This window comes from bacterium (assembly GCA_041648665.1).
GTDB lineage: Bacteria > UBA10199 > UBA10199 > 2-02-FULL-44-16 > JAAZCA01 > JAFGMW01.
The window spans coordinates 44,585-68,424 of sequence record JBAZOP010000003.1 but is presented as its reverse complement, the minus strand read 5'-3'; the positions used below and the strand labels follow the sequence as shown (position 1 = coordinate 68,424).

The window sequence follows — 23,840 nt, the reverse complement described above, 5'->3', positions numbered from 1 at the left end:
GTCATCCGGGGGTGTACAGGTAGACGATCTCGGGAGGCAGCGCGTTCGCGTTGCGAGTCTCCGTCAGATCGTCGTTCACGCACCCCTTGAGCCACAGCTTGGCCTCCGGGAACGAGCCCCTGATCACCGAGTCGGTTCCGTAGGGCGGCACGCGCTCAGCCACGTACACGCTTGCCGTCATCCGTGTGATTGTCCCAACGAGAGTTCGTGCCATGGCCTCATCATACCCCAGCACTTCTGAGCCCACAACGGGAGGCGAGCTGGCTGTCGAGTCGGGCAGGCTGCTCATCGTCCCCGTAGCCCGCAAGCTCCACCACCCGATGGACGAGTTTTGCCTGTACCTGCCCTTCGGCGGCGACAAGCTGTTCGTGGGGCTCCATGTCGTCAAGCATCCGACCAAGCCCAAGAAGCACAGGGTCATCGAGCTGTCGCTCGGACCTGACCCGAGCCCGCCCGCCGTCCACCCGGAGTCGGAGTTCCTACAGGTGGGCCACGTCTGGGGCACGCTCGCCATGCTCTTCGTCGGCGACCCGTCCTTCTTCTACGGCAACGAGTCATCCTACGAAGAGCGCGAGCGGGCCCTCCAGGCGTGCCGCAGGGAGAGCAGGCCCGGAGGGTCGTTCCGTTGTGCGAATGGTCAGGTCGGAGCGTGCGCGCGGCTCGGGGACAGGGACTTGAGGATCTCGCCCGTCATCTCCTATGGAGACGACGGAACGGTAGCCCGGATCCGTCTTACTGTCCCGGAGACCCCGGAATCTCCATCAGAGGACTGACGACAGCGATCCCGCTGTGCGAGTACACGGCGTCCACCATGTTGGGATCGATGGCAATGGACATGCGTGTCCCGTCCTTGGTGGGGTTGGAGTACGACATCACGTAGTTGTTGCCGCGCTTCTCGACCTTGCCCTGCAACATCTCCGTCAGGGCCGGGATTTGCACCGGGGGCTCATTCGGTTGAAGCTGTTTGCTGACCATTACCGGCGCGAACTGGAGGCCCTGCTTGAGGACGTACGGCAGGGGCTTGGCCAGCATGAGAAGCACGACTTCTCCCACATAGGGTTCGAGATCAACCATCGCTCACATACCTTTCCTTCAGTTGTGACACCCACGCGCGTGTCTGATTCGCCCACGACCAACACGAGCGACGATCGCTCGCAAACTCCATCGCTTCCCTGCGCAGCACCTCGATGTGCGTGAATGCGAAGTCCAGCGCAGCGGCGATCGCGTCCACGCTCACATGCGGTGCCATGCCGCCCGGATCGTAGTCAATCTTGCGCGGCGCTTCTACCTCGATCGGCACAATACCAGCCCCAACCTCGCCCCTCGCGCCGAGCATCCATTGCAGATGGCCAGTCGATTTTGTGGCCGCGATCGGAGTCCCGCAACAGAGCGCCTCAAGAGGAACGAGGCCGAAGCCCTCCGCCCGTGAAGGCTGGCAGACCAGATCGGAGGCGGCGTAGACCCAGCGCATTGTCTCGGGCTCCGCGTTGAGCTGCGGGACAATCGCCATGTGCTTCTGCGCCTCTTCGCCAAACAAGTCGAGCACCTTCATCGTGAACACGTGCACCTGCATGCTGTTCATGCAGAGAAACAGGAACGCATCGTCGCGCTTCGGCCACGCCATGAACGCCTTGACCAGCTCCAGGCTTCCCTTGCGCTCGTCGCTTGAGCCAGCGAAGTGCGTCACAACGAACTTCCCCGGCGGTCCGCACACGTTGACCTTCGGACTCTCCCCTGGCTCCACCGGCTTGAAGCCAGCGAGCACGCCGTGAGGCACAACGCGCACGGGAAGGCCGACGCTGCTGGGGCGAGCTGACTCGATCTGCTGCTTGCTCCACTCCGAAGGCGTCAGGATCTCCGTCAGTTGCGATCTTGAGTGAGCCCAGAACGCATCCGGAACCCACGTGCTGTTCGCGGCGAGCATGAACGATCGGTAGCGGTGGACGCCGTATTCGAGGATCGGCATCTCTGGGTACCCGCCGCACAGCACGGCACAGCTCGCGTCCCTGCCCCGATACAGATCGTGATCGTCGTAGGACCGCCCGGTCGGAACGTGCCCCGAGAACACGCCGTGCTCGATCCCGGCCTCGATCATGCCGCGCGTGACGACTTCCAGGCTGGAGTAGCCGATCTTGGGACCGTAGACGCAGAGACTCATGGGTTGTACTCCGTGGTCTCGAACTGCATAGGAGCATCCGGGGTACGCGAGGCCAATCTCCTTGCTCATCCGAGTTCCCCCTTCTCGACACGCGCGATCCACTTGCCGACCTCGCGTTCGATCACCTGCTTGGCGAGAGGGATCCACGCTTTGAAGATCGTCGGCACGTCCATCTCCAGGTGCAGACCTCGATCCTTCGACGTGATCACCCCAGCAAACCGTGTCGTCAAAGCGGTGAACCCGAACCCCACGCGGCTCTTCTGCTCTTCCCATATCGTCGTCAGCCCGAGAGCCGGATGCTGCTCTCGCAGCTGCGCTTCGGCAAGCCTGAGCACCTTCAGCCCCAACGCTGCTGAGAACCTGTGGGGGAAGACTTGCTTCATGGCGAGGCGTCCACGTTCACGTTCGAGATGTCCGTACCGTGCTCCTTCAGAAGCTCGTTGCACGACTGGCGCATCACGGCCCCGACTGCCTTCATCGTGTACCTGCTCCGGTCGAACGCAGGGATCGGATCGCGGAAGCACGCGTACGCAGCCATCAGCGCGTGGCTCACGTGCGTCGCGTCGAACCCACACCACCTCGCATCCGGGGCGGCGTTGTAGATCGGGTGGAACGGCTGCGTCTCCGCAGTCGGATCGATCAGCACATCCACGCCCGGCTGGTGAAACATCTCAGGCCCGCCGCTCGCTGCATGGATCATTCTCATCCCCGAGAGCTTCGCGTCGAATGCGGGCAAATCGAAGCCTTCGGCCCGCCCAGTGCTCACGTACACGTCGCACTCACGGTAGAGCTGCGCCAGCTCTGCACGCGTCATGTGGGCTTTCCATAGCACCTTTACGCGTTCGTATATCTTCTCCTTGGTCCAACGTGCGGAAACCTTCTCGTTCGCGGCCCACTGCTCGATGGAGGCCTGCCAGTCCGCGGGGTAGCCCTCGACGCGTGCGAACGGGTTGCACTTCAGGACCAGCTCTGCGTCATCGGCTGGGCCGAAAGCCAGCAGGAATCCGCCGATAAGGTCGTGCTGCGCTTTGCGGGGCTCCCACTTCGAGACGTTGAGAAACCTGAAGAGTCCCGTGCGCTTGCCAGTCCTGGGCTGCGCCATCGGGTCCTTGCCGTAGAAGGGGTGGGGCACCACAACGATGTGGGCCTCGTCCACGCCTGCTGCCGAGAGCCACTGCTTGTTCTTGTCGCACGTTACCCAGACGCGCCCGAGCATGTTCATGTACCGCACGGCGTCTTCGTCGAGCTTGTCGGTCTCGAACGCGCTGAACAAGATCATCGCCTTGCGGACCACTGTGAGCTGCTCATGGTTCAGAAGCCGCATCACGGGAGGATAGACGAGAGCTTCAAGAGCCCCGCGCGTCGGCACGCAGTGCCGGATGAGCAGAAGCGACTGTCCGTGATCCACCTGCGTGATGCCATCCACCTCCGCGCGCACCAGCCCGGGGAGGCTGAAATACTCGACCTCCGACACAACGCCCAGGTTCGAGTGGGTGAAGCTGTCCGATTGCAGGAACACCGGCACGCCCGTCATCCGGAGCGCGCGCGCATGCCGACGCGCCGCGATGCACACGCCGTCGTGCTGCGTCTCCCACGGGGCCTTGTAGACGATGCCTCGCTCGTGCTTCGCGGCCCGCCCTTCCTTCCACATGTCGCCGTGCTCTGCGAGCTGCTGCTCGATAGAGCCTTCGCACTGCTCGTCGATGATGAACTCTTCGAGACCCATCACTTGCCCCATACGCGGTAAAGCATGTTCTTGTGGATCTTGTACGCCGTCGCGCACCTGTCGCAGGTGAGCATCTCCGTGTCCACGATGTCCCCGGCGTGCAGATACGGCTCCAGGATCTTGTTCCCGCGCATGTCCACGGTCTCTGCCTTGCGCATCTCCCCGGTGCACTTCGTATCGACGAACCACTTGCGGTGCGTGTCTCGCACCGTGCACTGCGCCGCATCCATGTGTACGCCGCGCTTCACGCACTCCGGGCACACGAACTGAAGGATGAGATCGCCCGTCGTGTCGCTTTCGATCAGCTCGCAGAGCATCTCGCAAAGCGTTTCCTTCTTCGAGTTGACGTATCGAAGAAGCACACGCGGAGACGAAAGCGGATCGGCGAACTGCTTCGAGTACATGACGCCGCCGCCCTTTTCGATGGGCGTGTTGGCGATCTGCTGATAGCGCTCCAGCATGTCGCGGCGCGCTTCGGCTTCCGCCCAGCGCTTCTTTTCGGCCATGTCGTGGGCGTAGGTGCTCGTCCCCCCACGCACCATGATCGAGAGGTTGGCCTCGCACCCTTCGGCCATTGCCTCAAGCTCATCTTTCGGCGCTTCCGCAGGCGAAGGAGCGGGAATTGTTTCGGCTGGGCTATCGTTCAAGGTATCGGCGGAAGGGGTAGGCGTTTCGACCTTCGGCGGGGGCTGCGACATGAGCCGAAAGGTCTCACGTCGCTAGGGCAACCGTCAAGCCCTTTTCGAGTACGTGAGGTAGGACAGCGTCGCGCCCGCGGCAGAAAGCAGGACGGCGGCTCCGAGCATGTACATGACGGGCTTGAGGCTCTCGTTGAGCTTCACCTGGATCTTGGGCCAGCTACGCTCGATCGCCGCGTCGATGACCTGACCCACCTGATCCCCGAGCAGCTGGTTCACGTCGAGCCCGAAGCCTCGAAGGTTCACCGGGTTGCGGCTCCGGAACGCGGTCATGTACGCGTGGTCGGTCCCGTCTGTGGCCAGGAACTCCGGGCCCGCCGCGCGCGGCCTGTATGCCTGCTGGGGCATCATCGGGTTGCGATACCGGCGATCGAAGGCCTCGAACGCGAGGCCTGGGGTCGGCTGGATTGCTTGGTGTTTGTAGAACATCGCGATCTCCTAGACGTTGCGCTGCTGCCTGATGGTCTGCATCGCGAGCTGAATCGACTTGAACATCTCCGCGTGGCTCTTGGCTTCCTGCGGGTCCTTCGCGCGGTCCGGGTGCCACTTCGCGCTCGCCTTGCGGTACGCGGACTTGATCTCGTCATCGGTCGCTGTTTCGGCCACGCCGATGGTTGCGTATGCCCAGCCGATGTCCTTCTTCTGCTGCTCCTCCGGAGACGGAGCGGCGGAGTTGTCCCAGTTCCAGTTCTCGGGCGGCGGCTGATGCTCCGAATGCTTGCGCCCCTTGACGGCGGTGTTCACCCCGACGCGCATGCACTCCCAACACACCAGCGTCGAGTCCGATCCGACGAACGCGTGTTCGAGACACACGGGCTTGCCGCAACCGAAGCAGGTTGAGGCGCTCGCTCTGCGGCACGGCTCACCCTTCACCTGAAGGCGGCAGTGCGATCGCCGACCCGATCGCATCGAGGTCCATCTGTTCACGGCCAAGCCCGCAACCTGCCCCGCCCACGGAAGCAGCACCTCGAACAGCAGCGCCTGCGCGCGCTCGCCAGACAGCGCACTCACGGTCTGCTGCACGAACGTTGCGCCGTCGATGAGGTTCGCAGCTGCACGAAAGTCCTCTGGGCCACCGGCACCGTTGCCGCCCTTGATAGCCGATCGGAAGAACTCCAGAAGTCCGGGCATCCCCTATCCTCTCACTTCGGTCGCACCCATCCCACCAGAAAGTTCGGTGCGAACCGCAGGGTCACGTAGCCGCCGATGACGAACGATGCGAGCACGACCGACCAGACGGGGATGCCGTAGCTGTCCAGGTCGCGCACGTCGCTGCCTCTCAGACCGAACGCGAACTTGGCGTACTTCTGTACCCGCCCGTTCATGAGAAGAGCGCCCAGCATCAGGTCACCGGCACCGGCTGCACCCCAGCCGAAGTCCCAGCTGGGATGCTCGTCTTCGACGTGTTCGTCGTGGGGGCAGCAACCAGACGGAACACGCCCGTCGAGGACGGAGCCACCACAGAGCTTGTGGTGGATACCGCCGAAGGAGTCTGCTTCGGGGCGTACGCGGGCACAGCCGCCGGGGAAGCCGTAGTCTTCGATGGCGTCAGGACCGCGGAGGCGCGCGCAAGTAGATTGGAGAGCGTCCCTGACGAGACGGTGATCACGGGACAGCGGTCTTTGCACATGCCCGAGGCAATGAAGTCGGCTGGGTTATTGTCGCTGCACGCCTTCATGCACGCGGGGTCTTTCATCTGCGCCCCTTGCACTTGGCTGACCGGTTGAGGCAGGCCAGTCTGCTCCTTGCATGTCCTCTCGCAGTAGAGCCACATGTTCGGGCTCCACTGGCCCTTGTGCTCGACGATGCACCCGTCGTAGCAAGTCTTGTACAGCTGCTCTTGCGTGATGACTCCCGCGGGCTTGATGCTGACGGGCTGCGTCTGCTTGATGACGGCGACCTTTTTCGCCCCCGGCATCGCGCTTGCGATCCCGGCCTGCAACCTCGCGACGAGTGTGGAGAGCCCGGACCCGCTCGGGGCAATCTGGGTGGGCATGACAGTCTTGCTGAACGTCAACGGCAGCTTGAACGTCTTCGCCGGAACGATCAGCGGCTTGGGAGTGAGCATCGGCGCTCCGTCCGGGCTGATCGCTTGAAGGATCGGAGGCGTCGTCGGGACACCTTCAGGCGTCGCAGGCAGTGCGACCATGACCGGGGTTTCATCCCAGAGCTTGCAGCCGAGCAAGAAGGACGCAATCGCGAATCCTCCCGCAGCACCCGCCGCAGCGCCAACCTTCTTGTGGCCGGGCACGAACCTGTACCCCGCATACGCCCCGAGAGCTACCGCACCGACGTTGATTGCAACGCACTTCAGGTCCATGGTCGATTCTCCGATCAGTACGAAAGCGGCCCCGAGTCAGGCCCCCGCATCCACTCATCCAGAAACGAGTCCGTCTCGGTCTGCTGCGTGATTTCGGGCGGAGGCTGCAAGGCTGTGGCGGGCATGATGCGGATCGCCTGAGATGTCAGCTTGGCGGCTGGAGGCCGTCCTCCTGGCGGCAGCAGCTCAGGAGGCGGGGGCTGGGCAGCGGGGGCCGCAGCGGGGCGGCTGGAGGCGCTGGCGACCCTCTGCACGACGGTTGGGGCCAGCAGATAGCCCGCAACTGCCCCGGCGGCGAGGCCAGCCCAGCGGTATCGCCTTCCGGCCAGCAGGAAGCCTGCCGCAGCGCCAACCACTGCGCCCAGGGCGGTGTTCTTGGTAGGGGAGGGGTCGAAACCGTCCGTCCCGGATAGGGCCATGATGCAGGATGGGCAACTCATACGCGCATTCTACGCCATTTCACTCCAATCACGAAGCCCGCGAGGACAAAAATCCCGACCACGATCTTCTGGCTCGTCGAAAAGCCAGCCACGGTGGCAGCGGCCTTCGGCACCGCCTTCGCGATGTCGTCCAGGATCGTCTCTTTCGTCCCAGAGCACTCGAAGATGGGCTTCAGCTCGCCGTACAGGCCGATGTGGTCGTGAAGCCCGATAGCGTACTGCGCGCCGCCGTAGCCGATGCAGCTCCTTTTCGTTGACCAGTCCACGTACGGGTCGAGAAGCTCGGTATGGGGCTCGGTCTTCCCGGCATCCAGCTCCGCCTTCGGAAGCGTGACGCGTATCAGGTCTGGCATCCCCATCCAGTACGACTCGACCTCGGCTGTGATTTCCGGAGTGGAGTCCTGTGGGGTGTTGAGCCTGCATACCGAAGTGCTCGGTCCGCAATGAAGCGTAACGATGCCCATGACGTGGACAGAAGGGCTTTGGTACCCTGCTCCCGCAAGCGCTTTTGCAACTTCGGCGGTCCATACCCCGAGTTCTGGCTTGAAGATGGTCTGGTCGTCATCTGCCCTGATCACCAGATCGATGATCCACGAGCCTTCGTCCGTGTCCATCCATCCAAGACGATCAAGGCTCCAGAGGGGGGCGAGCACGCCGATCTGATCGGTCATCTTCGCGACATGCAGCATCGTCACGCCGCGCACCGTGTACCGCTCGATGCTTCGCGCGAGAACGCCGCACAGGTTCTTGAACAGCTTCCAGCTGCTGCCGCTTGCTCCCCCGCTCGTTGAGAGCTGCGACTCCCGGCTCCAGTTCTTGACGAAGAAGCGCACGACGTACAGCGCGTCCCTGTCCACGGACCACGCGGCCTGCTTCGTACTCTCCGCGTCTGCGTAGAAGTACCAGCGCGTGAGATTGAATCCTGACGATGCGGGTGTTTGCATGAAGTGGCCCCGATGTAGATCGATCCAGGGTCTGCTCGGGCTTTTGCGCTGCCTCCGCAGGAGTCTCGATTCTACACCAGGGCCGGAAGATCCCAAACTAGCGCAGGCAGGATCGCATGTCAGCCAGAATCTTGTTGCCAAGGTTGACCGAGCACACGTAGCCGCTGAGTCTCGCCTGGATGAATGCGATGGGGCTCTCGATCATGTTGAAGATCACGCCTGTCACGTCCAGGGCCTGATTCGGCTGTACGAACAGCGTGAACTTCGCGTTGTGCGCGCCGAACCTCCCCGGGCTCTGGGGATGGATGGATGCGCCGAAGCCAGCAGAGGACGCGAACTGGTCCGCGAGGGCCCGCGCGTACGGGTCGGGCCCGGGGATGGCCGTAGGGTTCGGCCACGCACCCTGAAGCTGGATAGCGATCGGGCGAAGGTTCGGGGAGACCGGGTCGAGCCGGTAGTGAAGGGCCCCGGGGGACCGTCCGTTGATTCTGAGCACGTAGCCGAACGCGCCCGAGTGCCGCCCGTCCTCCAACGGCTCGAAGTCGTGAGCGTTGATCCCGGAGAAGCCGAACACCTGCACCGAGTAGTCGTAGATGAAGAGCATCTGGTTGTCGCCCGTCGTCACCGCCGCGATCTCGAACTGGATCGGGCTGTTCGGTGACCTATCGACCGAGAACCAGCTGTCGTCTGGCTCGACGCGGAACATCTGCTCGAAGTCTTCAAGCTCAGGGTGCCGCGTGTACGCAGAGAACGGCCCCGCAAGCTCCAGCGTTCGCTTGATGTCTCCGGGTGCGATCCCGCCGCCGGGCATCGCAGAAGTCGGGCCGACCGGGGTGGCCGGGCACACGTTGGCCGGGGGATACTGGGCCATGTTACCTCACCGCAACGCCTGCGGGATGCAGGATCCGGAAGCCGTGGTAGCCGCAGATCAGTGTCCCGATCGGGTTACGCGTGACCGAATCGCTCGTCACGCCAGTGCACGCATACGGCGGGTACATGATGCCCTCGTGCACGTCGTACTGCGAGTCCAGGTACGGATAGGTACCGAACAGCGATGCGATGTTGCCGTTGGGCGGGTTGTTGACGTGAGCGGGCTCGACATCGATCTGGATCGTCGTGCCCTTCTCCCAGTAGTCGAGCACCGACAGGCCCATCGACTGCTTGAAGCCAGGAGCCCACACGCCAGACGGAACGGCTTGGTTCTGTCGGGGGTATGCCTGATCGCGCACCTGGATGTAGAAGTCACCTTCCATGGTGCGGAACCCGGACTTGTTGACCGGGATCGCCATCGACGCCTCTTGAGGAAGCGTTGCCGGGCATGCCCAGGTGTCCGCGTCGAAGTTCGTGTTGGCCCAGCCGCTCATCGCGTCCATGATGTCGTTCACGGAGCTGATCGGCCTCTGCCTGCCGAACGACCGGCCCACGAACCGCGTCGTCGAAGACTGGACCGTGACCTGGAACGTGTAGCTCGACACGAAGATGGCGAACCGACTCGTCGCCACGAACGGCCCGTCCATCGAGACCTGATAGGTCCCCGGCACCGACGTTGTCAGGTTCGCGGGGATGCCGAGCGGAACGATCACGTCGAACGGGATCCGGCGACCGGGGATGTCCTCGATCATCAGGAGGTCGGGTCGCCCCATGCCCGCGCCGACCGAAGACCGGATCTTGAGACCCCCAACCTTGGAGTCCCACTCCTGCATCTTCTTCTGTGCTTCCGCGTGCTCACCACGGAGCTGCGCAGCCGTGGCCCGCGCGTCCTGCGCAGCGGCGAGGCCGTCTCGGGCCATCTTCGCTGCCCCGTTGGCGGCGGATTGGATCTGGTTGAGAAATTGCTGAAGTGCCGCTTCGTTGATCACTTTGGTTCGCTCCTTGCGGAGCGCCGGGTGGCCGACGCTGCCGCCCGGCGCGAGACCAATCAGACTTGAGGACCGTTTACGGGCGCGTCTGCCCGCATCCGGCTACTGCACGTCACGGCTCAGGAGGCCGTCCAGGATCAGGGACACGACCTTGCCGCACGCATCGACGGCGTTGAGGTTGTCGATCGGGTTGAGCATGTCCCGGCCATTGGCGGTCGTTGTCCCGAAAAGCGTGGCGTTGCCGCCATCGGGATAGCGGACCGCCGTCACCTGCGCCTTGATCAGCTGGCGCGGGGTGATGGTGATGGCGCGCGCGAGCCGCAAAATCGCGGTGTGCGTCGGACAGCCGTTGTTGTAGTGGATCAGCGGGGCATGGAAGTGGACGTACTGCCCCTGCCTGTCGAACCACCAGATGATGCCTGTTCTTGCGCCGATCTTGCCGTGAAGCCCGCCACCTGCCGGGAAGTACATCGTCGGCATGCTGCGCAGCGAGTCCTTCTCGCCAGCGCCGATCGTCCAGAACAGACCTTCGGCGCACTGCCAGTGCAACCGGTACACATCGTTGTGTAGCCCAGGAGCGTTTCCCTCTGCTACGCCACCGACCGCATTCGGCCACGCGAACGGGACCGTTCCGTCGATCATCCCGTAGTCACCGTTCAGGGTGACGTTGGTGGCATCGGCCATATCGCGAGGGACCGGCCTGCGGAACCACTGCATGACGCGGGCCGCGAGGATGATCATGGACGCGTCGTTCGGAAGTACGGCGCTCGTCTTGAGGTTCGTGAAACCTTCGTCCCGGCCCTGCGCGATGAACAGGTCGGTTGTCTGGTTCAGGTTGCCTCGCGAGAGGCCCGCCGTGCGGCACAGCGCGTCGCGAAAGGGCTGGTGAACCCTCTCTCGAATGTTCAGAATCTTGGCCACGAGGAGCCTTCCTTTCCAGTGATGGACCGACGCCCCGGAGCGCGAGATCGGGTCTCCGGGGCGGCTGCCCTGTTCTGGTTACTGAACGTCGCGGCTCAGCAACCCGTCGATCACGAGGGCAACGACCTTGCCCATCGCATCGACGCAGTTCAGGTTGCTGATCGGGTTCAGCATGTCGCGCCCCTGCGCCGTCGAAGTGCCGAAGATCGTCTGGTTTCCACCAGCCGGGTACGACACGGCGGTCACCTGCGCCTTGATCAGCTGGCGCGGGGTGATGGTGATAGCGCGCGCGATCCGAAGGATCGACGTGTGGCTCGGTGAGCCGTTGTTGAAGTGGATGAGGTCCGTCGCCCCGCCGATGTCCCCGTGCAGACCGCCGCCCATGGGGAAGTACATCGTCGGCATGCTGCGCAGCGAGTCCTTCTCGCCAGCGCCGATCGTCCAGAACAGACCCTCGGCGCACTGCCAGTGCATGCGGTACACGTCCTCGTAGTTCGCCGGGGCGTTGCCGAGCGCGACTGCGCCCGCACCGTTCGGCCACACCCACGCCGCGAGGCCGATGGGACCGTAGTCGCCGTTCGTCAGAACGGTGCCATCCGGATTGAAGTTGCGGCGCACCGGAGCGCGGAACCACTGAAGCACCCTCGCCGCGAGGATGATCATGGACGAGTCGTTCGGAAGCACGGCGCTCGTCTTGAGGTTCGTGAAGCCCTCGTCACGCCCCTGCGTGATGAACAAGTCGGTCGTCTGATTCAGGGCACCCTGAAACAGACCGGCTGTCCGACACAGCGCGTCACGAAAGGGTTGATGAACACGTTCGCGGATGTTGAGAATCTTTGCCATGACTGCGTTTCTCTTTCTGCCAGCGGTACCATGATTTGAGAGGCTGGTTCCTCTATGCCGCTGGCTCTCCAGACTGACGTTTCCTAGCTTGCTCCTGCCACTATCCGGATCCGATCACTTCGCCCTGGCTCAGCCCAGGACGCCGTTGCCTCCGCCGACATCGAACACGCCCGAGCTGTCGCTCGATTCCGCAGAGGCCACGTTGCGCATGCCCTCGTGCGGGACGTAGGTGGACGAGCTGCCGGGGCTGTTCAGACCGAGCCCCGCCGCCGCTTCCATGATGTTGAACTGCTGATCGAGATTGCCGCCCGGCTGGATCCCGTCGTTGATGGCTCCGTAGCCGTCCGCGCCGGTCTGGTACTGGGTGCTCACCTCGTAGTCACCCCAGCCGCTCACGTCGAGATTGCTCGCGACGTACTCGCCGAAGTCGCTCACGGGAGAGAGCGAACCATCGCTGACGTACTCGCCGATCCCGCTCGCGGGCTGGTAGTAGTCAGCAGCCGCCTGGAGGAACCCCGGGCCAGCAGCCGCCTGCATGAACTCCGGGCCAGCAGCCGCCTGCATGAACTCCGGTCCCTGCATGCCCCAGCGCACGCGCTGGTTCTGCGATCCGACCGAGCCCATGCCCAGGTAGGTCGCAACGTCGGGCAGGAAGCTCTTGAGGAGCAACGCGCCGAAGCTGACGGCCATGCCCATGATCGCAGCATGAGAGTGCTGCGGCAGGAACTTGCCAACCGCCCAGGTGCCAGCCGCGATCGCGACGAGCCCGCTCAGGGGTTCGGCGTAGCTCGTGACCGTGCCGCCGATGGCCTTGGACAGAACCTTGGTCACAACGCGATGGATGGCGTAGCCACCGAGCGCGATGAGCCCAGGGATCGCCATGGCCTTGACGCGCATGAGCAGCTGGTTCGGGATGGCACGGAAGCTGAAGTTCCGGCGAGCCCTGCGCTTGCCGTGACGCTTCGCCGACCGAAGGTTGCGCTTGCGCTTGGCCGCGTACTTCTTGTTGTACGCCTTCGAGCCGAACTTGAGCCTACGACCACCCGTGCGGCGGCGCGCTGCGCTCCGACGACGTGCGGTGCCTCGACGACGCGTGACCCGGCGCTTGCTGCGCGAGCCGCTCTTGCGACGCTTCGCAGCCTTGCGCGTGCCGTGCCGCTTCGCCTTGCGCCGACCCGCCGCGATCTTGCGCGCGTACTTCTTGCGCCATGCGGGCGAGCCGAACTTCAGCTTGCGGGTTCCCTTGCGTGCCTTGCGAGCCTTCTTGCCCTTGCGAGGCTTGCGGCCCGCAGCCTTCTTGCCCTTCTTCCTGGTTGCCATCTTCCTACCTCGCTTGGAGAGCGCAGTGCGCCTTCGTCTGAATGACATGTAGAACTTGCGGAACGTCTTGCTCTTGTACATGTTCGCGAACCACGCGTCGAAATCCGCCTGAGTCTTGAACATGTCTTGAGCGATGCCTTCGGCAGTGGCGGCAGCAGCGAGCTTCTTCTCCTGCGCCTCGGACATGATGGTGGAGGGCTCGTCCATGAACGAACCTCCGCCCTCGCCCGGGAAGAAGATCCCCTCGCCCTCTGCGTTGCGCCGAGCGCGCCGACGATAGCGGTTCGCGACCGCATGCGTCATCTTGCGATGCCACGCGGCGCTGTACTTCTTGGTCGAGCGGCGACGCTTGTTCGGCACCGCAGGAAGGATCGACATGTTGCGCAGAGCGACGCTCAGACCGCTGCGGCGCTTGCCCTTGCCACGACGAACGGTCACGCGACGAACGCCCGACGTAACCATCCGACGCGCGGTCCGACGCTTGGCAGTCGACTTCTTGCCCTTGCGCGTCTTGCCCTTGCCGCCGTACAGCGGGTTGAACTTCTTCTGCCATGCGGGCGAGCCAAACTTCAGCTTGCGAGCACCCTTCCGGGCCTTGCGCGCCTTGCGCTTGCGGTTCGGGGACGCCGACGCGCCGATCTTGCCCTTGGTGGTCGGGTACAAGAAGAAGGCATGAGCCGGGGACAGCTTGCGCGACTTGGACTTGCGCCTTGCGCGCTTGCGCGCGGCATTGGGGACGACGAACATGGGGCTTTCTCCTTTTGCATTCGCCAGTGCGAACTTCTTGCGGTACTTCATCGCCACGGGACTCGTCATCCCGGCTTCTTTCGCAGCCTTCGCGATCCCGCGCTCGATCTGCCTGCGGACGGCGGGCGAGTACCTGCTCTTGTGCGTGCCGTAGCGGGTCAGGGCTCGCCGGATCTTCAAGACGGAAGCCTTGCCGCGCGTGCGCACCGGGTAGTGGAAGCACTGCGGCAGCGCGTAGTCTGAGCGCTTCGTCGCCCCTGCCATGCGGTGCTTCTTCGGAGCCGTCTTGGGGCAGCTGATGCCGCCGAGCATGCGGACCGACTTGCGAGCCTTGCCCTTGCGAGCCCCGCGCTTCGCAGCTCCGCGACCGTTGGTGATCCCCATGATGGCCGTGACGCCTGGGTTCGGGCGGGCCGAGCGCGTCGAGGGCGGATCCAGGATTTCGTAGGCCTTTGCCTGGGCCTTCGTGATCCGGAAAATCCTTCCTCGTGCCATCGGGTGATGATTGCAGATATCGGCCTGCACGCCGTTGGAATACAACTCCGCTCAGTTCGCGGGAGCTGAACTCGTCACCCTGGGCCAACGAGGCTCTTGCTACGTGAGAGGCAGTCTACGGCAAGATCCGCAACGGTGTCAAGTTCCCGAGGGCGCGCTCAGAGGTCGCCGAGACTGAGGTCGGCGCACTCGACGAGATCGGCGTATTCGTCCGAACTTCGGACCGCCGCACCCGCCCTGTTGAAGTCGGGCAGCAAGTCCTTGGCGAAATCCCGAAGCTCGGGGTCGAAGATGTCCACAACCCTGGGCTTCGCGTCCTTCAAGTATGTGGACGCCAGCTTCCCGTTGCGCACGATCTTGAGCCTCACGAGCACATTCTTGGCCTTGTGAAGTCTGCGCCCGAGAAGACCCAGGCACTCCGACTCCGTCCTGGCGAACACGTACTCGCAGGGCTCCGCAGCATCCTTCCAGGACCACGCGGCGGTCCACACCTGAAGCACCTGCGCGTCGTTGGCTCTCATCCGGCAATGCCGTCCTTCCCAATCGTCAGCTCGTCGCCCGTGATGATGAAATGCACACCTTCCTTCGAGTAGACAAGCAGGAACGTCTCGCCCGTCTCGGGGTGCACCGCTGCCGCCGTTGTGGAGTGCGGCATGCGAATCTCGTAGTATTCGCCGCTCTTCGTCACAACCTGCACGCCCCTGTTCTCTGCGAGCACGGCGATGTCCTTCGGCATCGCGCCCTCCAGACAGAAGCGGTCGCCGCGGTACTGCATCTTGCGCCCGTCATCCTTGATGAGCGTCGTGATCTTCGGATTGACGTAGAGATCCTGCCCAGCCTCCGCAACGTGCTTGTAAATCTCCCACTTCCCGCCGTTGAGCTTCTTGTCGGAGAAGTACAGCTCGGAGAGCGCGCGGCCCACGTACACGAAGTAGCTGGGCCACGTAAATGGCATCTCTACGCGCTTCTTTGGCTTCTCACCCTGGAAGACCTTGCGCATCTGCTTTGCACGTTCGTATATCTCGGGTAGGTCGAGAACAACGGTGCGACGCGACGGCTCGGTCGAGAAGTTGCGGCTAGCGGACACGTTTACGCTCCCTGTCGCCGAAACGGGTGATGAGATAGAAGATTCCGGCGAACCCCACGATGCCCACAACGGCCTGGAGCATCCTGCTCGTGGAGTCGTCGAGCCCGAGCGCAGCGCCGATGCCAGACGGCATGCCGCCATTCCTGGCTGCGGTGGTGGACCACGATCCGCGCTTGCCCGAAGACACCGCGCCTTGCGCCGTCGCGCCGTGCCCGCGGATGGAGGCGTTGGGAGGCAGAGGCCTGCCTGCGAGGCTCGCGGGGATCCCGAGCGGGGTGCGGATGGAGGAGTCGAACGAGGGCGTGGGCTGGTCATCGTTGATCGGAGTGACATCCGGCCCGTCGTAGTAGTCGAACCCGCCGCGCATCACGTTGTGGACCGAGTACCGCATCATCGCCTTCGACGGTTCGCTGCCGCGCGCACAGCCTTGTGCATCTGGTACGTCGTCTGCGCCTGGGTGACGGAGCCCACGATCGTCGGCAGGAACATCACGGTGAGGATGAGCAGACCACCGACGAACGCGTACTTCGTGAGCGTCTGCATGGTCTCCTTGCCAATGATGTCGCCAACGCCGCCGATGTTTGTCGCTTCCTTCTGGAGGTCGATGCAGCTCTTGGCGGCTGCCTTGTCCCCGCTCTCGATGAGCTTGAGGCAGATGATTCTGGTCGTCTCAGCTGTCGTCTCGATCCGCTTGCTTCCCAGCAGGTAGATGACGACGCCTGCGACGATGGTGCCGACACCGATCAAAACCCAGGCCTGCCATGGCAAGGGTGCGCCCAGCCCGGCTGCGCCGCTCGAAGACGGCAGGGTGATCGTCATGCCCTTGGATCCGATGAACGTGGTCACCTGCCCCTGCCCGACTCCGCCGAGCCCCGACATCGCGGCTCGCTGGGCAGCCTGCTGCACGACGGCTTCGTTGTTCACCAGACCGACGAGTGCCCCTGTCCCGTGCGCATGCGTGATCTCGGAAAAGATGCGGATTCTGTCCTCGACGCTCTTGTTGTAGTCGCCCGGGAACTCCCCGTTGGCATCGAGCTGCTTTGCGTACCCGCTCGCGTACAGGCCGAGCCCGTCGCACGCGATGAGGTACTTGTACAGGTAGTGCTGCCTGCTCTGCTCAGCGGTCAGCTTCGCCGCATCGTCAGCCGAGAGATCGGTGTTGTTCTGGAAGGACGACTGAAGAGCCGGGACGCGCGCATCGAACTGCTGCTCCACGGTCTGCTGCGCGATCGTTGCTGCCAACGGATCAACGGTCGTGCCTTTGGGCAACGTCTCGATCAACGCTGCGCGCGCGGCCTTGTACGCCGCCATGAGCCGATCTTCCGGCGTCGCCATCTCCGGGTAGAGCGGCTGCACCTGCTTCGCCAACGATTCGACATCGGACAGCGGCATGGTGATCTCCTAGCGGTGATGACGACGGCGACGCCTTCGGTTCGGCGCTGCGACTGCCCCCAGTCGTTCCTTCCGCTTCTTGTTGTTGAAGTAGACGACTGCGCCGACACCGATCGCAAGCGCTGCGGCGATGACCAGCCAGTTCTTGCCGAACACGTCTGCCATCGACATGCCGGTCTTCACGGGAGGGTTCGTGCCGGGCACCACAACGGGGGTGCCCTGCGGACCGACTGCCTTCGCGCCGCAGTTGACCATGCACTGTACCCACTCGGAGCTGAACGCCGGGAACTGGTTGCACTTCGATCCGCAGTTGAGCGGATCGATCATGAGCATGCAGCTGGCCGCGTTCGTGTCGTAGAACATCCCGGGAGCGCACGCGGGAGTGCCGGGCGTAGGAGCCGGGGGCTGAAGGATGCTGCCGCCGCACTTGGTGACGCACCCCTGCCAGTCCGCAGACAGAAACGGCAGCTTCGCGCAGCCACCCAAGCAGTCCGTGCTCAGCGGTCCAGACGGATCGATCGTCGTCGGCAGCTTGCCCTTCACGTCGCTTCCGTCCGAGCACGAGGCCACGTCGGTCGGCCCAGCGCCCGCGACGAGCGGGTTCATGTCGTTCAGGCCCGCATCGAAGTAGCCCTTCGTGCAGCCGCTGCCGGTGAGCGTACGCACGTCGCCGACCGTGAGCATCGGATGACCAAGCTCCTTGACGATCGCCGCCTGGAAGCAGCCGTCCCAGCTGTTCTTGAGAGCGAGCCCGGTGTAGCCCTTGGCCACAAGTGCAGCCTTGACCGCGTTGAACAGCGTCGTGCCCGTGCATTCGATGCTGCCAGCGCCAAGAAGCCCGAGAGCCGTACCCTTGAAGATGCCACCACGATTAGCCATGGGCCTGATTATCCACGGGATGACGGGTTTCGTCCAGCGCACGAGGCCTTGACACTGAGCCCGCAACGGCTAGATTCCGCGGCCCATGTCGAAGCCCGGACTCAATCGCCCCGAAGACGCAGGACAGTGGCCCGTTCCAACAAGAGACGGTCGTCTGGCGCGGGTTACTTGAGAAGCCGAATGCGGTGAGACCGGCGGCGATGACGCCTGTTGGGGATGGCGGGGGGCGGCGCGACCGGAGCAGGGGACTTCTTCTTGAGGAAGAAAAAGCCGACGATGCCGAGCAGCGCGAGCCCTCCGATCACGTAGATCCACGTCTTGGAAGTGCCAGCTGTGTCGGCTTGCACGACCTGTGTGGGGGGCGTTGCCGTCGCCATTTTGAACGGGGACTTCACCACGGAAAGGCTGACCGGCTTGGGCTCAGCCTTCTTGATGACGGCGACCTTCTTCGTCCCGGTCGGAGCGGGAGGCGGCGTACCCTGCTGCTCGTAGATGATGTCGCTGCCGTTGCAGTTTCCGCCAACGGTACCGTAGTAGTTCACGAACTTCGCACACGACAGGCCGGTCTTCTCCGCAACGGAGGCTTGGCTCGTGCGAACGCCGAACAGTCCGTAGAACGCGCTCTCGGAGCACGGCCCCCACTTGCCGTCCACGACGAGGGACAGTGCGCCCTTCTCCTTCAGGAGGTTCTGGAGCCACTGGGCCGATTCAGAGAACGTCCCGGAGAGGTTGCAGCTGTCCATCTCGGTGACGGCGTCGCTCATCGCGACTTCGATGCCGAGCGCTGACGGAAGATCAAAAATGCCGCCCTCACGCATGACTATCTCCTTCTTCGCCGCCTGTTGGGCGCAGCGCCCAGCGGCTTCTTCTTTTTCTTCGCGAGCACGACGATTCCGATGAGCGCAAGCGCGCCGACGCCCACGAGCATCCAGCCGGTGCCCATGCCAGCAAGCAAGGTCCCGCCCCCGCCGCCACCGTCTCCTACGATGACAGGATTGGGCTTCACCGGAACAGGCGTCTTCTTCGCAGGGGTCGGCGTCACAGGGGACACACATGCCTGCCCCGATGGCCCCCCAGTCGTGGACGGCACGATCTTCAGAGAGGTGCCAGCAGGGCACGTCGTCTTCGTCAGATCGGTGTTGATGCCGATGCACCGATTGCCGTCAGGGTAGATCGCGTAGACGGTCCCAGCGGGACAGCTCTTATACGCGTTCGTATCGACGCACTTGTTCTCAAGCCACGAGTACGTCATGCCCTGCTTGGAACACAGCGACTTCTGCGCTTCGTCGTACGCCTGCGAAGGGGTCAGCCCGTGGCACTTCTGGATGCAGTAGACCCACTCGTTCGAGTCCTGGCGAAACTGTGCGCACGCTGGAGCGCATGTCACCGCAGCGGCGGTGAACTTGTCGCAGTCGGCTTGGCACTCCGCAACGGTCTGCGTGCCGGGGATGTTCTCGCAGTTCTGCTTGCACGTTGCCGCGTACTGCTCTGCTGGCGTCAGGCCGAGCCCCAGGAAGCCGCCGAAGCCTGCGCCGTTGAGCGCCGTGAAGATTCCCATGCGACTCATTGTGGTCTCCTACCTGCGATGGTGACGCCGACGACGCCTGTTTGCGACCGCCTGCTTCTTCCTCGACTTCGCGTACAGCAGTACGCCCGCGACTGCTGCGACCCCGGCCCACGCGATGAGCGGGATGCCGAGAAAACCGCTGGCCTGCGCGACTCCCGGTTGCGTACCGATCGGCGTCTTGGTTGTCGCAGGGGGCTTGTACGTGCCGCTCCCTCCACCCGTGCCGCCGCCGGGCACCGCTCCTGAGCACCCGGGGGCAAGCTGCTGGTACGTCTTGCCGGATGCCTTGAGAGCTGCTGCGCTGTTCGGACCCCACTTGCCGTCCACCGTGGTGCCGATCTGCGCCTGCACGCTCTTGATCACGTTCGCGTCGGAGCACGCCCCAGAGCTTTTCACGCAGCTGTTGAATGACGCGTCGGGCCACTGGCCAGGAGGGCACACGACGGAGCCGCCGGTTGTCGTTGCCGTGGTCGCCGTCCCAGGCTGCTGCGAGGGGCACTTGGGCATGCAGCCATTCTCGAACCTGTACTGCTGAGTGCGCGCCACACAGTCGGCGTAGTTCGCGTACGGCTCGTTGTTGACCGAGTTGGTGACCTTCTCACCGTTCTCCCAGTCGGCCTTGCACGCGTTCTGCGCCCAAGAGAGGGACTCGTCGGAACATGCCTTGAAGCCCTCGGTACTCCAGCACCACCACGGCACTTCGACTGCGCCCAGGCCGACGCCCTGGCATCCGCATCCGCGCAGCTGCTTCTTTCGGCTTCCAAAAATCGACATGTCCGTGTCCTTTGTCTACGACCGATTCGAGTTGGTGTTGAAGACGCCATCCATCGGCTACCTGTGATGCCTTCGGTGCCGCCGCCTATTCGCCGCCGCCGTCTTCGGCTTGAGCATGAAGTACGCAAGCCCGCCGAGCACCAGCACGCCGACTCCGATGCCCAGGTACATGTTGGGCACGCCGGGAATCAGGTTCGCGCGCACGGGGGCCACAACGGGGGGAGGAGGCTGGTTCGCCACGACCGGCGCTTGGCACATGACCTGGGTGCCTTGCATGATCGGATCGGTGCCAGGGGGGCACACGACGGTGCCGACAGGAGGAGCCTTCTCGGTAGGCGGGATGTTGGGCGAGATGTCGTCCGGGCTCACGGCAGGCGGCGTATAGGCGTCGGTGCCGTTGCTGCACGACGTGCCGATCACGTTCTTGATGTACGGGCTACAGCTGATGTTGAACTGCGCCAGGATCGATGCCTGGGTCAGCTTGCCGCCTGTCACCTTCTCGAACGCGCTCTCGGAACACGGTCCCCACAGCCCGTCAGCCTTGAGCTTGGTGGCCCCGCGACTGATGAGCACCTGCTGGATCGCCTTCGCGCCCTCGGAGTACAGACCCGTCGCGAACGTACACGACTTCTTGATCGGAGCGTCTGCGCCCAAGCCGACTGCGCAGCCGAGAGAAGACAGAGCGTTGAAGATGCCGCCGTGCTTGTTCATCGTGATTTCCTCAGAAAGTTGCTACGCTCACCGCGTACCGGAGAACATCCCTTTCGCGCGCGCGCCATTGCCAAGCGCCCGGTTCGCGCTCCCTCAAGATCACCCAAACGTGCCCGTTTTTGTCCTTCCACCGCTTCGATACGCGAGCGAGCTTCCCTTCTCTTTCCCCGCTCAGAAAATAAACCGTGTCCCCAGCGCGGAGCTTCGTAGGGTTCGCCGTCGCTCGCTTCCTGCTCGTCACCCACCACAGCAGCCCGCCCACAACGGCGAGCGTGCCGACCATCTTGACCGGGCTCGACCAGAAGTCCGCGAAGAAACCGGCCTGCGCAGACTTCGGTACAGCGCGTCCGGTGCCGCAATCGAACACGCACCTGGAGAGCGCCTCTCCGGTCTTCCCAGCACACGCGGCGTTGCAGTCGATGGTCTCGCCTTCCCTCTTGTTGTCGGGGGTCACAGGGACCGAAATGCCCATACACTGGCTGTAGCAGCCGTTGAAGCAGTCCTTGTCGAGCGACCCACACCCATCGGTGCAAATCTTCGTGCAGTTCTCAGGAGTCTCCCCCGTCCCCACGTACCCGAGCCCCAGAAGCGGTGGCATCCGGTTCATCGGCTGCGCCGTGAAGTACCCGCCCGGCCCCTGCTCGCGGAACATCGCCCGCGTGTAGTTCGGCCCGCGCGTGTACGGCCAGCGCTCGAACTGCGCGTAGAAGGGCGAACGGATGGGGAGGTAGCGCGGCATGAATCACCTACCGGGGAAGAGAGAAAGGATTCCGAGACCAGGAGCGCCGCCGATCGCACCCGCGGCGATCCCCAGATACGGGCGCTTGAACTGCTTGCCGATGTACCAGCCCGCTGCCCCGCGTAGCGCGACCACCACCAGCACGATCCCGCCCACAACGGCGAGCACCGTGCCCGCCCCTGCCGTGCTCGTTGCAGGAGCCGGGGCCGGGGCAGGATCCGCACCGAGACCGCGAAGCCCTGCCCGCGCTGCAACGACATGCGTGGACACGTCGCCGCCCGTGACGGCCATGAAGTTCTTCGCCGCGCGAACGACTTTTGCAGGGTCGTATATGCCAAAGGCTGCTCCAAGTGCGTTCATCTACCGCTCCTCTTCTGACGCTTCCTCTTTCCCGTCTCGGGCTTGAATCGCTTCCTGAGCTTGGCTTTGAGAGCCCTCATCTCGGCTTTCGTTATCGGCTTGCTGGGCTCATCCAGCTGGGCAATCAGGCGGTCGATCCACGCTACCCCATTCGCCACAGCGCGCTTCCGGCTTCTCACGACCATCACGCCCGCGAAGATGGCAGCGGCTGCGATCCCCGCGACCAGCAGCTTGTTTTGCGAAAGCCAGGACGGCGGAAGCTCAGCCTCCATCCCCGGACCTGGGCCCGGGTCCAGCGACGGGGAGATGCTGTCGGGAAGCGGCGCGCTCTGCTCAGCGGTCGCCGAAGAGGCCTTGCCCGCGATGACCAAGCTGGGCGCGGGCTTCGTCGGAAGCAGCCGGGTGATCGACGAAGACGAGATCGTCTTGGAGGCCGTGGCCACCGGGCTGGGCACGCTGACCCCGGAAGTCGTCTTGCCCGTGAACGTGAGCGAGGACGGCGGCGACCACTTCACGCCTTCCTGCGGGCACTTGTTGAGGCACAGCAGGTACGCGTCGCTGCTGCCCTTGCTGTTCAACTGGCACCAGTTCGAGCATGCGAGATTCTTGCTCATCGGCGGCTCCTACGACGACGGCTGCGACGGCGGTTGGCAACCGCGAGCCCCTTCCTCTTGTAGGAGGAGTACACCGCAACGCCGAGCATGCCGGGCAAGCCGAGCAGCCCCGTTGCGACTGCGCCTGCGACCGGGTAGCCCAGCTGCTTGCCGACGAAGTACCCGGCTGCCGCAGCAATCACCACGGTCAGGATTGATCCTGTCCCGAACGAACTCAGACCGCTCGTCCCTGCGAGAGACGAGATGGGCTGGATCGACTTGGTGAGGATCGGGGTGGGCGCGACGATCGCCGGGACCGGCGAAGCGTAGTAGGCACCCATCGCAACGCCGTCGAGAGGCGAGGACTTGAAGTATGAGCCAAGGCCGTCCATGTCACTTGCCTTTCACGACCGTGTAGAGGATGCCTGCCGCGACGCCGAGAAGGATCCCTCCCACGGCGTACGGCAGAAGAGCTGTCGTCTCGGAAGCCCCTTGCCCGAGCCCCTGGAGCGGCGTGCGCGCGGGACCGTAGTGCCGCGGCGTCTCCAGGTCCCACCTGCGATACGTGCGCAGGATGTCTTCGTGCGAGGACTGTCCCGCGTTGGGGTGGTAGACGATGGGGTTGCCCGTTGTCGCGTCCAGGATCTCGCTGGGCTGCCCGAAGCGCTCCCTGTAGAGGTAGCCCGGCTCCGCGTAGCTCGCCTCGAACACGCCGTTGCCAGCGTGCTGCACAGGGGCCGCGCCCGCGCCGTCGAAGATGCCGTTGCCGACCGCGTCGTCCTGCTCATCGGCTTCGAGCACCGCGGGATCGTCGCCCGACCACGAGTCGTGGTGGTACTTCGATCGTGGCACCGCGCCCAGGCCGAGCAGACCCTTCACCGCGGCAGGGGCCTCGGGCTTGATCGGCTTCGGAGGCATGTCCGGGCACAGGCATGAGTAGCCGTCCCAGATGCAGTTCGGACCGCAGTCGGCAACCACGGTCTCGAAGAAGCCCGTGCGCGGACCGTCGTAGTACGGGTAGCCACCCCAGTACATCCCGCCGCCACCCCAGTGGTGACCTCCGCCGCCACCGTGGCCACCCCCACCGTGATGACCGCCGCCCCCATGGTGGCCTCCGCCCCCGAGCCCACGAAGCTGCCTTCCGTATTGCATGGTACTTTGCCTCATCGCCTGCATGTTCATGCCGCCGGGCTGCACGTCGTACGGACTCGGCACAGCGGGCGGCTCGCCGCAAATCGGAGTAGGGCCGAAGCGGGCTACCTTCATG

The 23,840-nt window shown here is 64.0% G+C and carries 31 protein-coding genes and 1 pseudogene; 1 reads left to right on the top strand and 31 read right to left on the bottom strand.

Annotated features, from left to right (window positions below; all coding sequences use genetic code 11):
* Nucleotide 1: 1 nt before the first annotated feature.
* Nucleotides 2–214 (bottom strand): hypothetical protein, encoded by a 213-nt coding sequence (locus tag WC683_02560; GenBank protein MFA4971467.1) that lies wholly within the window; start codon nt 212–214, stop codon nt 2–4.
* Between WC683_02560 and WC683_02555 the strand changes: the two genes are divergently transcribed.
* Complete coding sequence (locus WC683_02555) at nt 213–773, top strand: hypothetical protein (GenBank protein ID MFA4971466.1); 561 nt, start codon at nt 213–215, stop codon at nt 771–773. The genes WC683_02560 and WC683_02555 overlap by 2 nt on opposite strands.
* Here the strand turns inward: WC683_02555 and WC683_02550 are convergent.
* The 30 genes and pseudogenes from WC683_02550 to WC683_02405 form a co-directional block, all read right to left on the bottom strand.
* Nucleotides 733–1,074: a hypothetical protein gene (locus WC683_02550; GenBank protein MFA4971465.1), complete on the bottom strand. Its 342-nt coding sequence runs from the start codon at nt 1,072–1,074 to the stop codon at nt 733–735. The two genes, WC683_02555 and WC683_02550, sit on opposite strands and share 41 nt — an antisense overlap.
* Entirely contained in the window at nt 1,067–2,227 is a 1,161-nt protein-coding gene (locus tag WC683_02545) for a glycosyltransferase family 4 protein (GenBank protein ID MFA4971464.1), read from the bottom strand. Before WC683_02545 ends, WC683_02550 begins: the two co-directional genes overlap by 8 nt.
* Nucleotides 2,224–2,541 (bottom strand): hypothetical protein, encoded by a 318-nt coding sequence (locus WC683_02540; GenBank protein ID MFA4971463.1) that lies wholly within the window; start codon nt 2,539–2,541, stop codon nt 2,224–2,226. The genes WC683_02545 and WC683_02540 overlap by 4 nt, the downstream gene beginning before the upstream one ends.
* Nucleotides 2,538–3,884 (bottom strand): hypothetical protein, encoded by a 1,347-nt coding sequence (locus WC683_02535; GenBank protein MFA4971462.1) that lies wholly within the window; start codon nt 3,882–3,884, stop codon nt 2,538–2,540. The genes WC683_02540 and WC683_02535 overlap by 4 nt, the downstream gene beginning before the upstream one ends.
* Nucleotides 3,884–4,582 carry a hypothetical protein gene (locus WC683_02530; GenBank protein MFA4971461.1) on the bottom strand — a complete coding sequence of 233 codons (699 nt, stop codon included), beginning with the start codon at nt 4,580–4,582 and terminating at the stop codon, nt 3,884–3,886. Before WC683_02530 ends, WC683_02535 begins: the two co-directional genes overlap by 1 nt.
* A 33-nt stretch (nt 4,583–4,615) precedes the next feature.
* Nucleotides 4,616–5,011 carry a hypothetical protein gene (locus WC683_02525; protein MFA4971460.1) on the bottom strand — a complete coding sequence of 132 codons (396 nt, stop codon included), beginning with the start codon at nt 5,009–5,011 and terminating at the stop codon, nt 4,616–4,618.
* Between the two features lie 30 nt (nt 5,012–5,041).
* Nucleotides 5,042–5,215, bottom strand: a pseudogene (locus WC683_02520) (DnaJ domain-containing protein).
* Nucleotides 5,216–5,724: 509 nt separating this feature from the next.
* On the bottom strand, nt 5,725–5,925 hold the full coding sequence (locus WC683_02515) for a hypothetical protein (protein MFA4971459.1): 201 nt from the start codon (nt 5,923–5,925) through the stop codon (nt 5,725–5,727).
* Nucleotides 5,925–6,902: a hypothetical protein gene (locus tag WC683_02510; protein ID MFA4971458.1), complete on the bottom strand. Its 978-nt coding sequence runs from the start codon at nt 6,900–6,902 to the stop codon at nt 5,925–5,927. Before WC683_02510 ends, WC683_02515 begins: the two co-directional genes overlap by 1 nt.
* Before the next feature lie 14 nt (nt 6,903–6,916).
* Nucleotides 6,917–7,342, bottom strand: coding sequence for a glycine zipper 2TM domain-containing protein (locus WC683_02505; GenBank protein MFA4971457.1), 426 nt, complete (start codon nt 7,340–7,342; stop codon nt 6,917–6,919).
* Nucleotides 7,339–8,286, bottom strand: a complete 948-nt coding sequence (locus WC683_02500; GenBank protein MFA4971456.1) for a hypothetical protein — start codon at nt 8,284–8,286, stop codon at nt 7,339–7,341. The genes WC683_02505 and WC683_02500 overlap by 4 nt, the downstream gene beginning before the upstream one ends.
* Nucleotides 8,287–8,383: 97 nt before the next feature.
* On the bottom strand, nt 8,384–9,157 hold the full coding sequence (locus tag WC683_02495) for a hypothetical protein (GenBank protein ID MFA4971455.1): 774 nt from the start codon (nt 9,155–9,157) through the stop codon (nt 8,384–8,386).
* Between the two features lies 1 nt (nt 9,158).
* Nucleotides 9,159–10,145 (bottom strand): hypothetical protein, encoded by a 987-nt coding sequence (locus WC683_02490; protein ID MFA4971454.1) that lies wholly within the window; start codon nt 10,143–10,145, stop codon nt 9,159–9,161.
* 102 nt (nt 10,146–10,247) lie between these two features.
* Nucleotides 10,248–11,066: a hypothetical protein gene (locus tag WC683_02485; GenBank protein MFA4971453.1), complete on the bottom strand. Its 819-nt coding sequence runs from the start codon at nt 11,064–11,066 to the stop codon at nt 10,248–10,250.
* Between the two features lie 78 nt (nt 11,067–11,144).
* Nucleotides 11,145–11,909, bottom strand: coding sequence for a hypothetical protein (locus WC683_02480; GenBank protein MFA4971452.1), 765 nt, complete (start codon nt 11,907–11,909; stop codon nt 11,145–11,147).
* A 129-nt stretch (nt 11,910–12,038) separates the two neighbouring features.
* On the bottom strand, nt 12,039–14,471 hold the full coding sequence (locus tag WC683_02475) for a hypothetical protein (protein MFA4971451.1): 2,433 nt from the start codon (nt 14,469–14,471) through the stop codon (nt 12,039–12,041).
* A 158-nt stretch (nt 14,472–14,629) separates the two neighbouring features.
* Nucleotides 14,630–14,992 carry a hypothetical protein gene (locus tag WC683_02470; GenBank protein MFA4971450.1) on the bottom strand — a complete coding sequence of 121 codons (363 nt, stop codon included), beginning with the start codon at nt 14,990–14,992 and terminating at the stop codon, nt 14,630–14,632.
* Nucleotides 14,989–15,558 (bottom strand): hypothetical protein, encoded by a 570-nt coding sequence (locus tag WC683_02465; protein ID MFA4971449.1) that lies wholly within the window; start codon nt 15,556–15,558, stop codon nt 14,989–14,991. Before WC683_02465 ends, WC683_02470 begins: the two co-directional genes overlap by 4 nt.
* Complete coding sequence (locus WC683_02460; GenBank protein ID MFA4971448.1) at nt 15,548–15,949, bottom strand: hypothetical protein; 402 nt, start codon at nt 15,947–15,949, stop codon at nt 15,548–15,550. The genes WC683_02465 and WC683_02460 overlap by 11 nt, the downstream gene beginning before the upstream one ends.
* Nucleotides 15,949–16,950, bottom strand: a complete 1,002-nt coding sequence (locus WC683_02455) for a hypothetical protein (protein ID MFA4971447.1) — start codon at nt 16,948–16,950, stop codon at nt 15,949–15,951. The genes WC683_02460 and WC683_02455 overlap by 1 nt, the downstream gene beginning before the upstream one ends.
* Nucleotides 16,951–16,959: 9 nt before the next feature.
* Nucleotides 16,960–17,829: a hypothetical protein gene (locus tag WC683_02450; protein ID MFA4971446.1), complete on the bottom strand. Its 870-nt coding sequence runs from the start codon at nt 17,827–17,829 to the stop codon at nt 16,960–16,962.
* A 164-nt stretch (nt 17,830–17,993) separates the two neighbouring features.
* Nucleotides 17,994–18,647, bottom strand: coding sequence for an LPXTG cell wall anchor domain-containing protein (locus tag WC683_02445; protein ID MFA4971445.1), 654 nt, complete (start codon nt 18,645–18,647; stop codon nt 17,994–17,996).
* A 2-nt stretch (nt 18,648–18,649) separates the two neighbouring features.
* Nucleotides 18,650–19,396: a hypothetical protein gene (locus WC683_02440; GenBank protein ID MFA4971444.1), complete on the bottom strand. Its 747-nt coding sequence runs from the start codon at nt 19,394–19,396 to the stop codon at nt 18,650–18,652.
* A gap of 9 nt (nt 19,397–19,405) precedes the next feature.
* Complete coding sequence (locus tag WC683_02435) at nt 19,406–20,170, bottom strand: hypothetical protein (GenBank protein MFA4971443.1); 765 nt, start codon at nt 20,168–20,170, stop codon at nt 19,406–19,408.
* Between the two features lie 57 nt (nt 20,171–20,227).
* The gene (locus WC683_02430) at nt 20,228–20,881 is read right to left on the bottom strand and encodes a hypothetical protein (GenBank protein MFA4971442.1); all 654 of its coding nucleotides are present in this window, start codon (nt 20,879–20,881) and stop codon (nt 20,228–20,230) included.
* A gap of 10 nt (nt 20,882–20,891) precedes the next feature.
* Entirely contained in the window at nt 20,892–21,620 is a 729-nt protein-coding gene (locus WC683_02425) for a hypothetical protein (protein ID MFA4971441.1), read from the bottom strand.
* A 3-nt stretch (nt 21,621–21,623) separates the two neighbouring features.
* On the bottom strand, nt 21,624–21,980 hold the full coding sequence (locus WC683_02420) for a hypothetical protein (GenBank protein MFA4971440.1): 357 nt from the start codon (nt 21,978–21,980) through the stop codon (nt 21,624–21,626).
* Entirely contained in the window at nt 21,977–22,594 is a 618-nt protein-coding gene (locus WC683_02415; protein ID MFA4971439.1) for a hypothetical protein, read from the bottom strand. Before WC683_02415 ends, WC683_02420 begins: the two co-directional genes overlap by 4 nt.
* Nucleotides 22,591–22,965, bottom strand: coding sequence for a hypothetical protein (locus WC683_02410; GenBank protein ID MFA4971438.1), 375 nt, complete (start codon nt 22,963–22,965; stop codon nt 22,591–22,593). The genes WC683_02415 and WC683_02410 overlap by 4 nt, the downstream gene beginning before the upstream one ends.
* A 1-nt stretch (nt 22,966) precedes the next feature.
* Nucleotides 22,967–23,839, bottom strand: a complete 873-nt coding sequence (locus WC683_02405) for a hypothetical protein (GenBank protein ID MFA4971437.1) — start codon at nt 23,837–23,839, stop codon at nt 22,967–22,969.
* Nucleotide 23,840 lies beyond the last annotated feature (1 nt).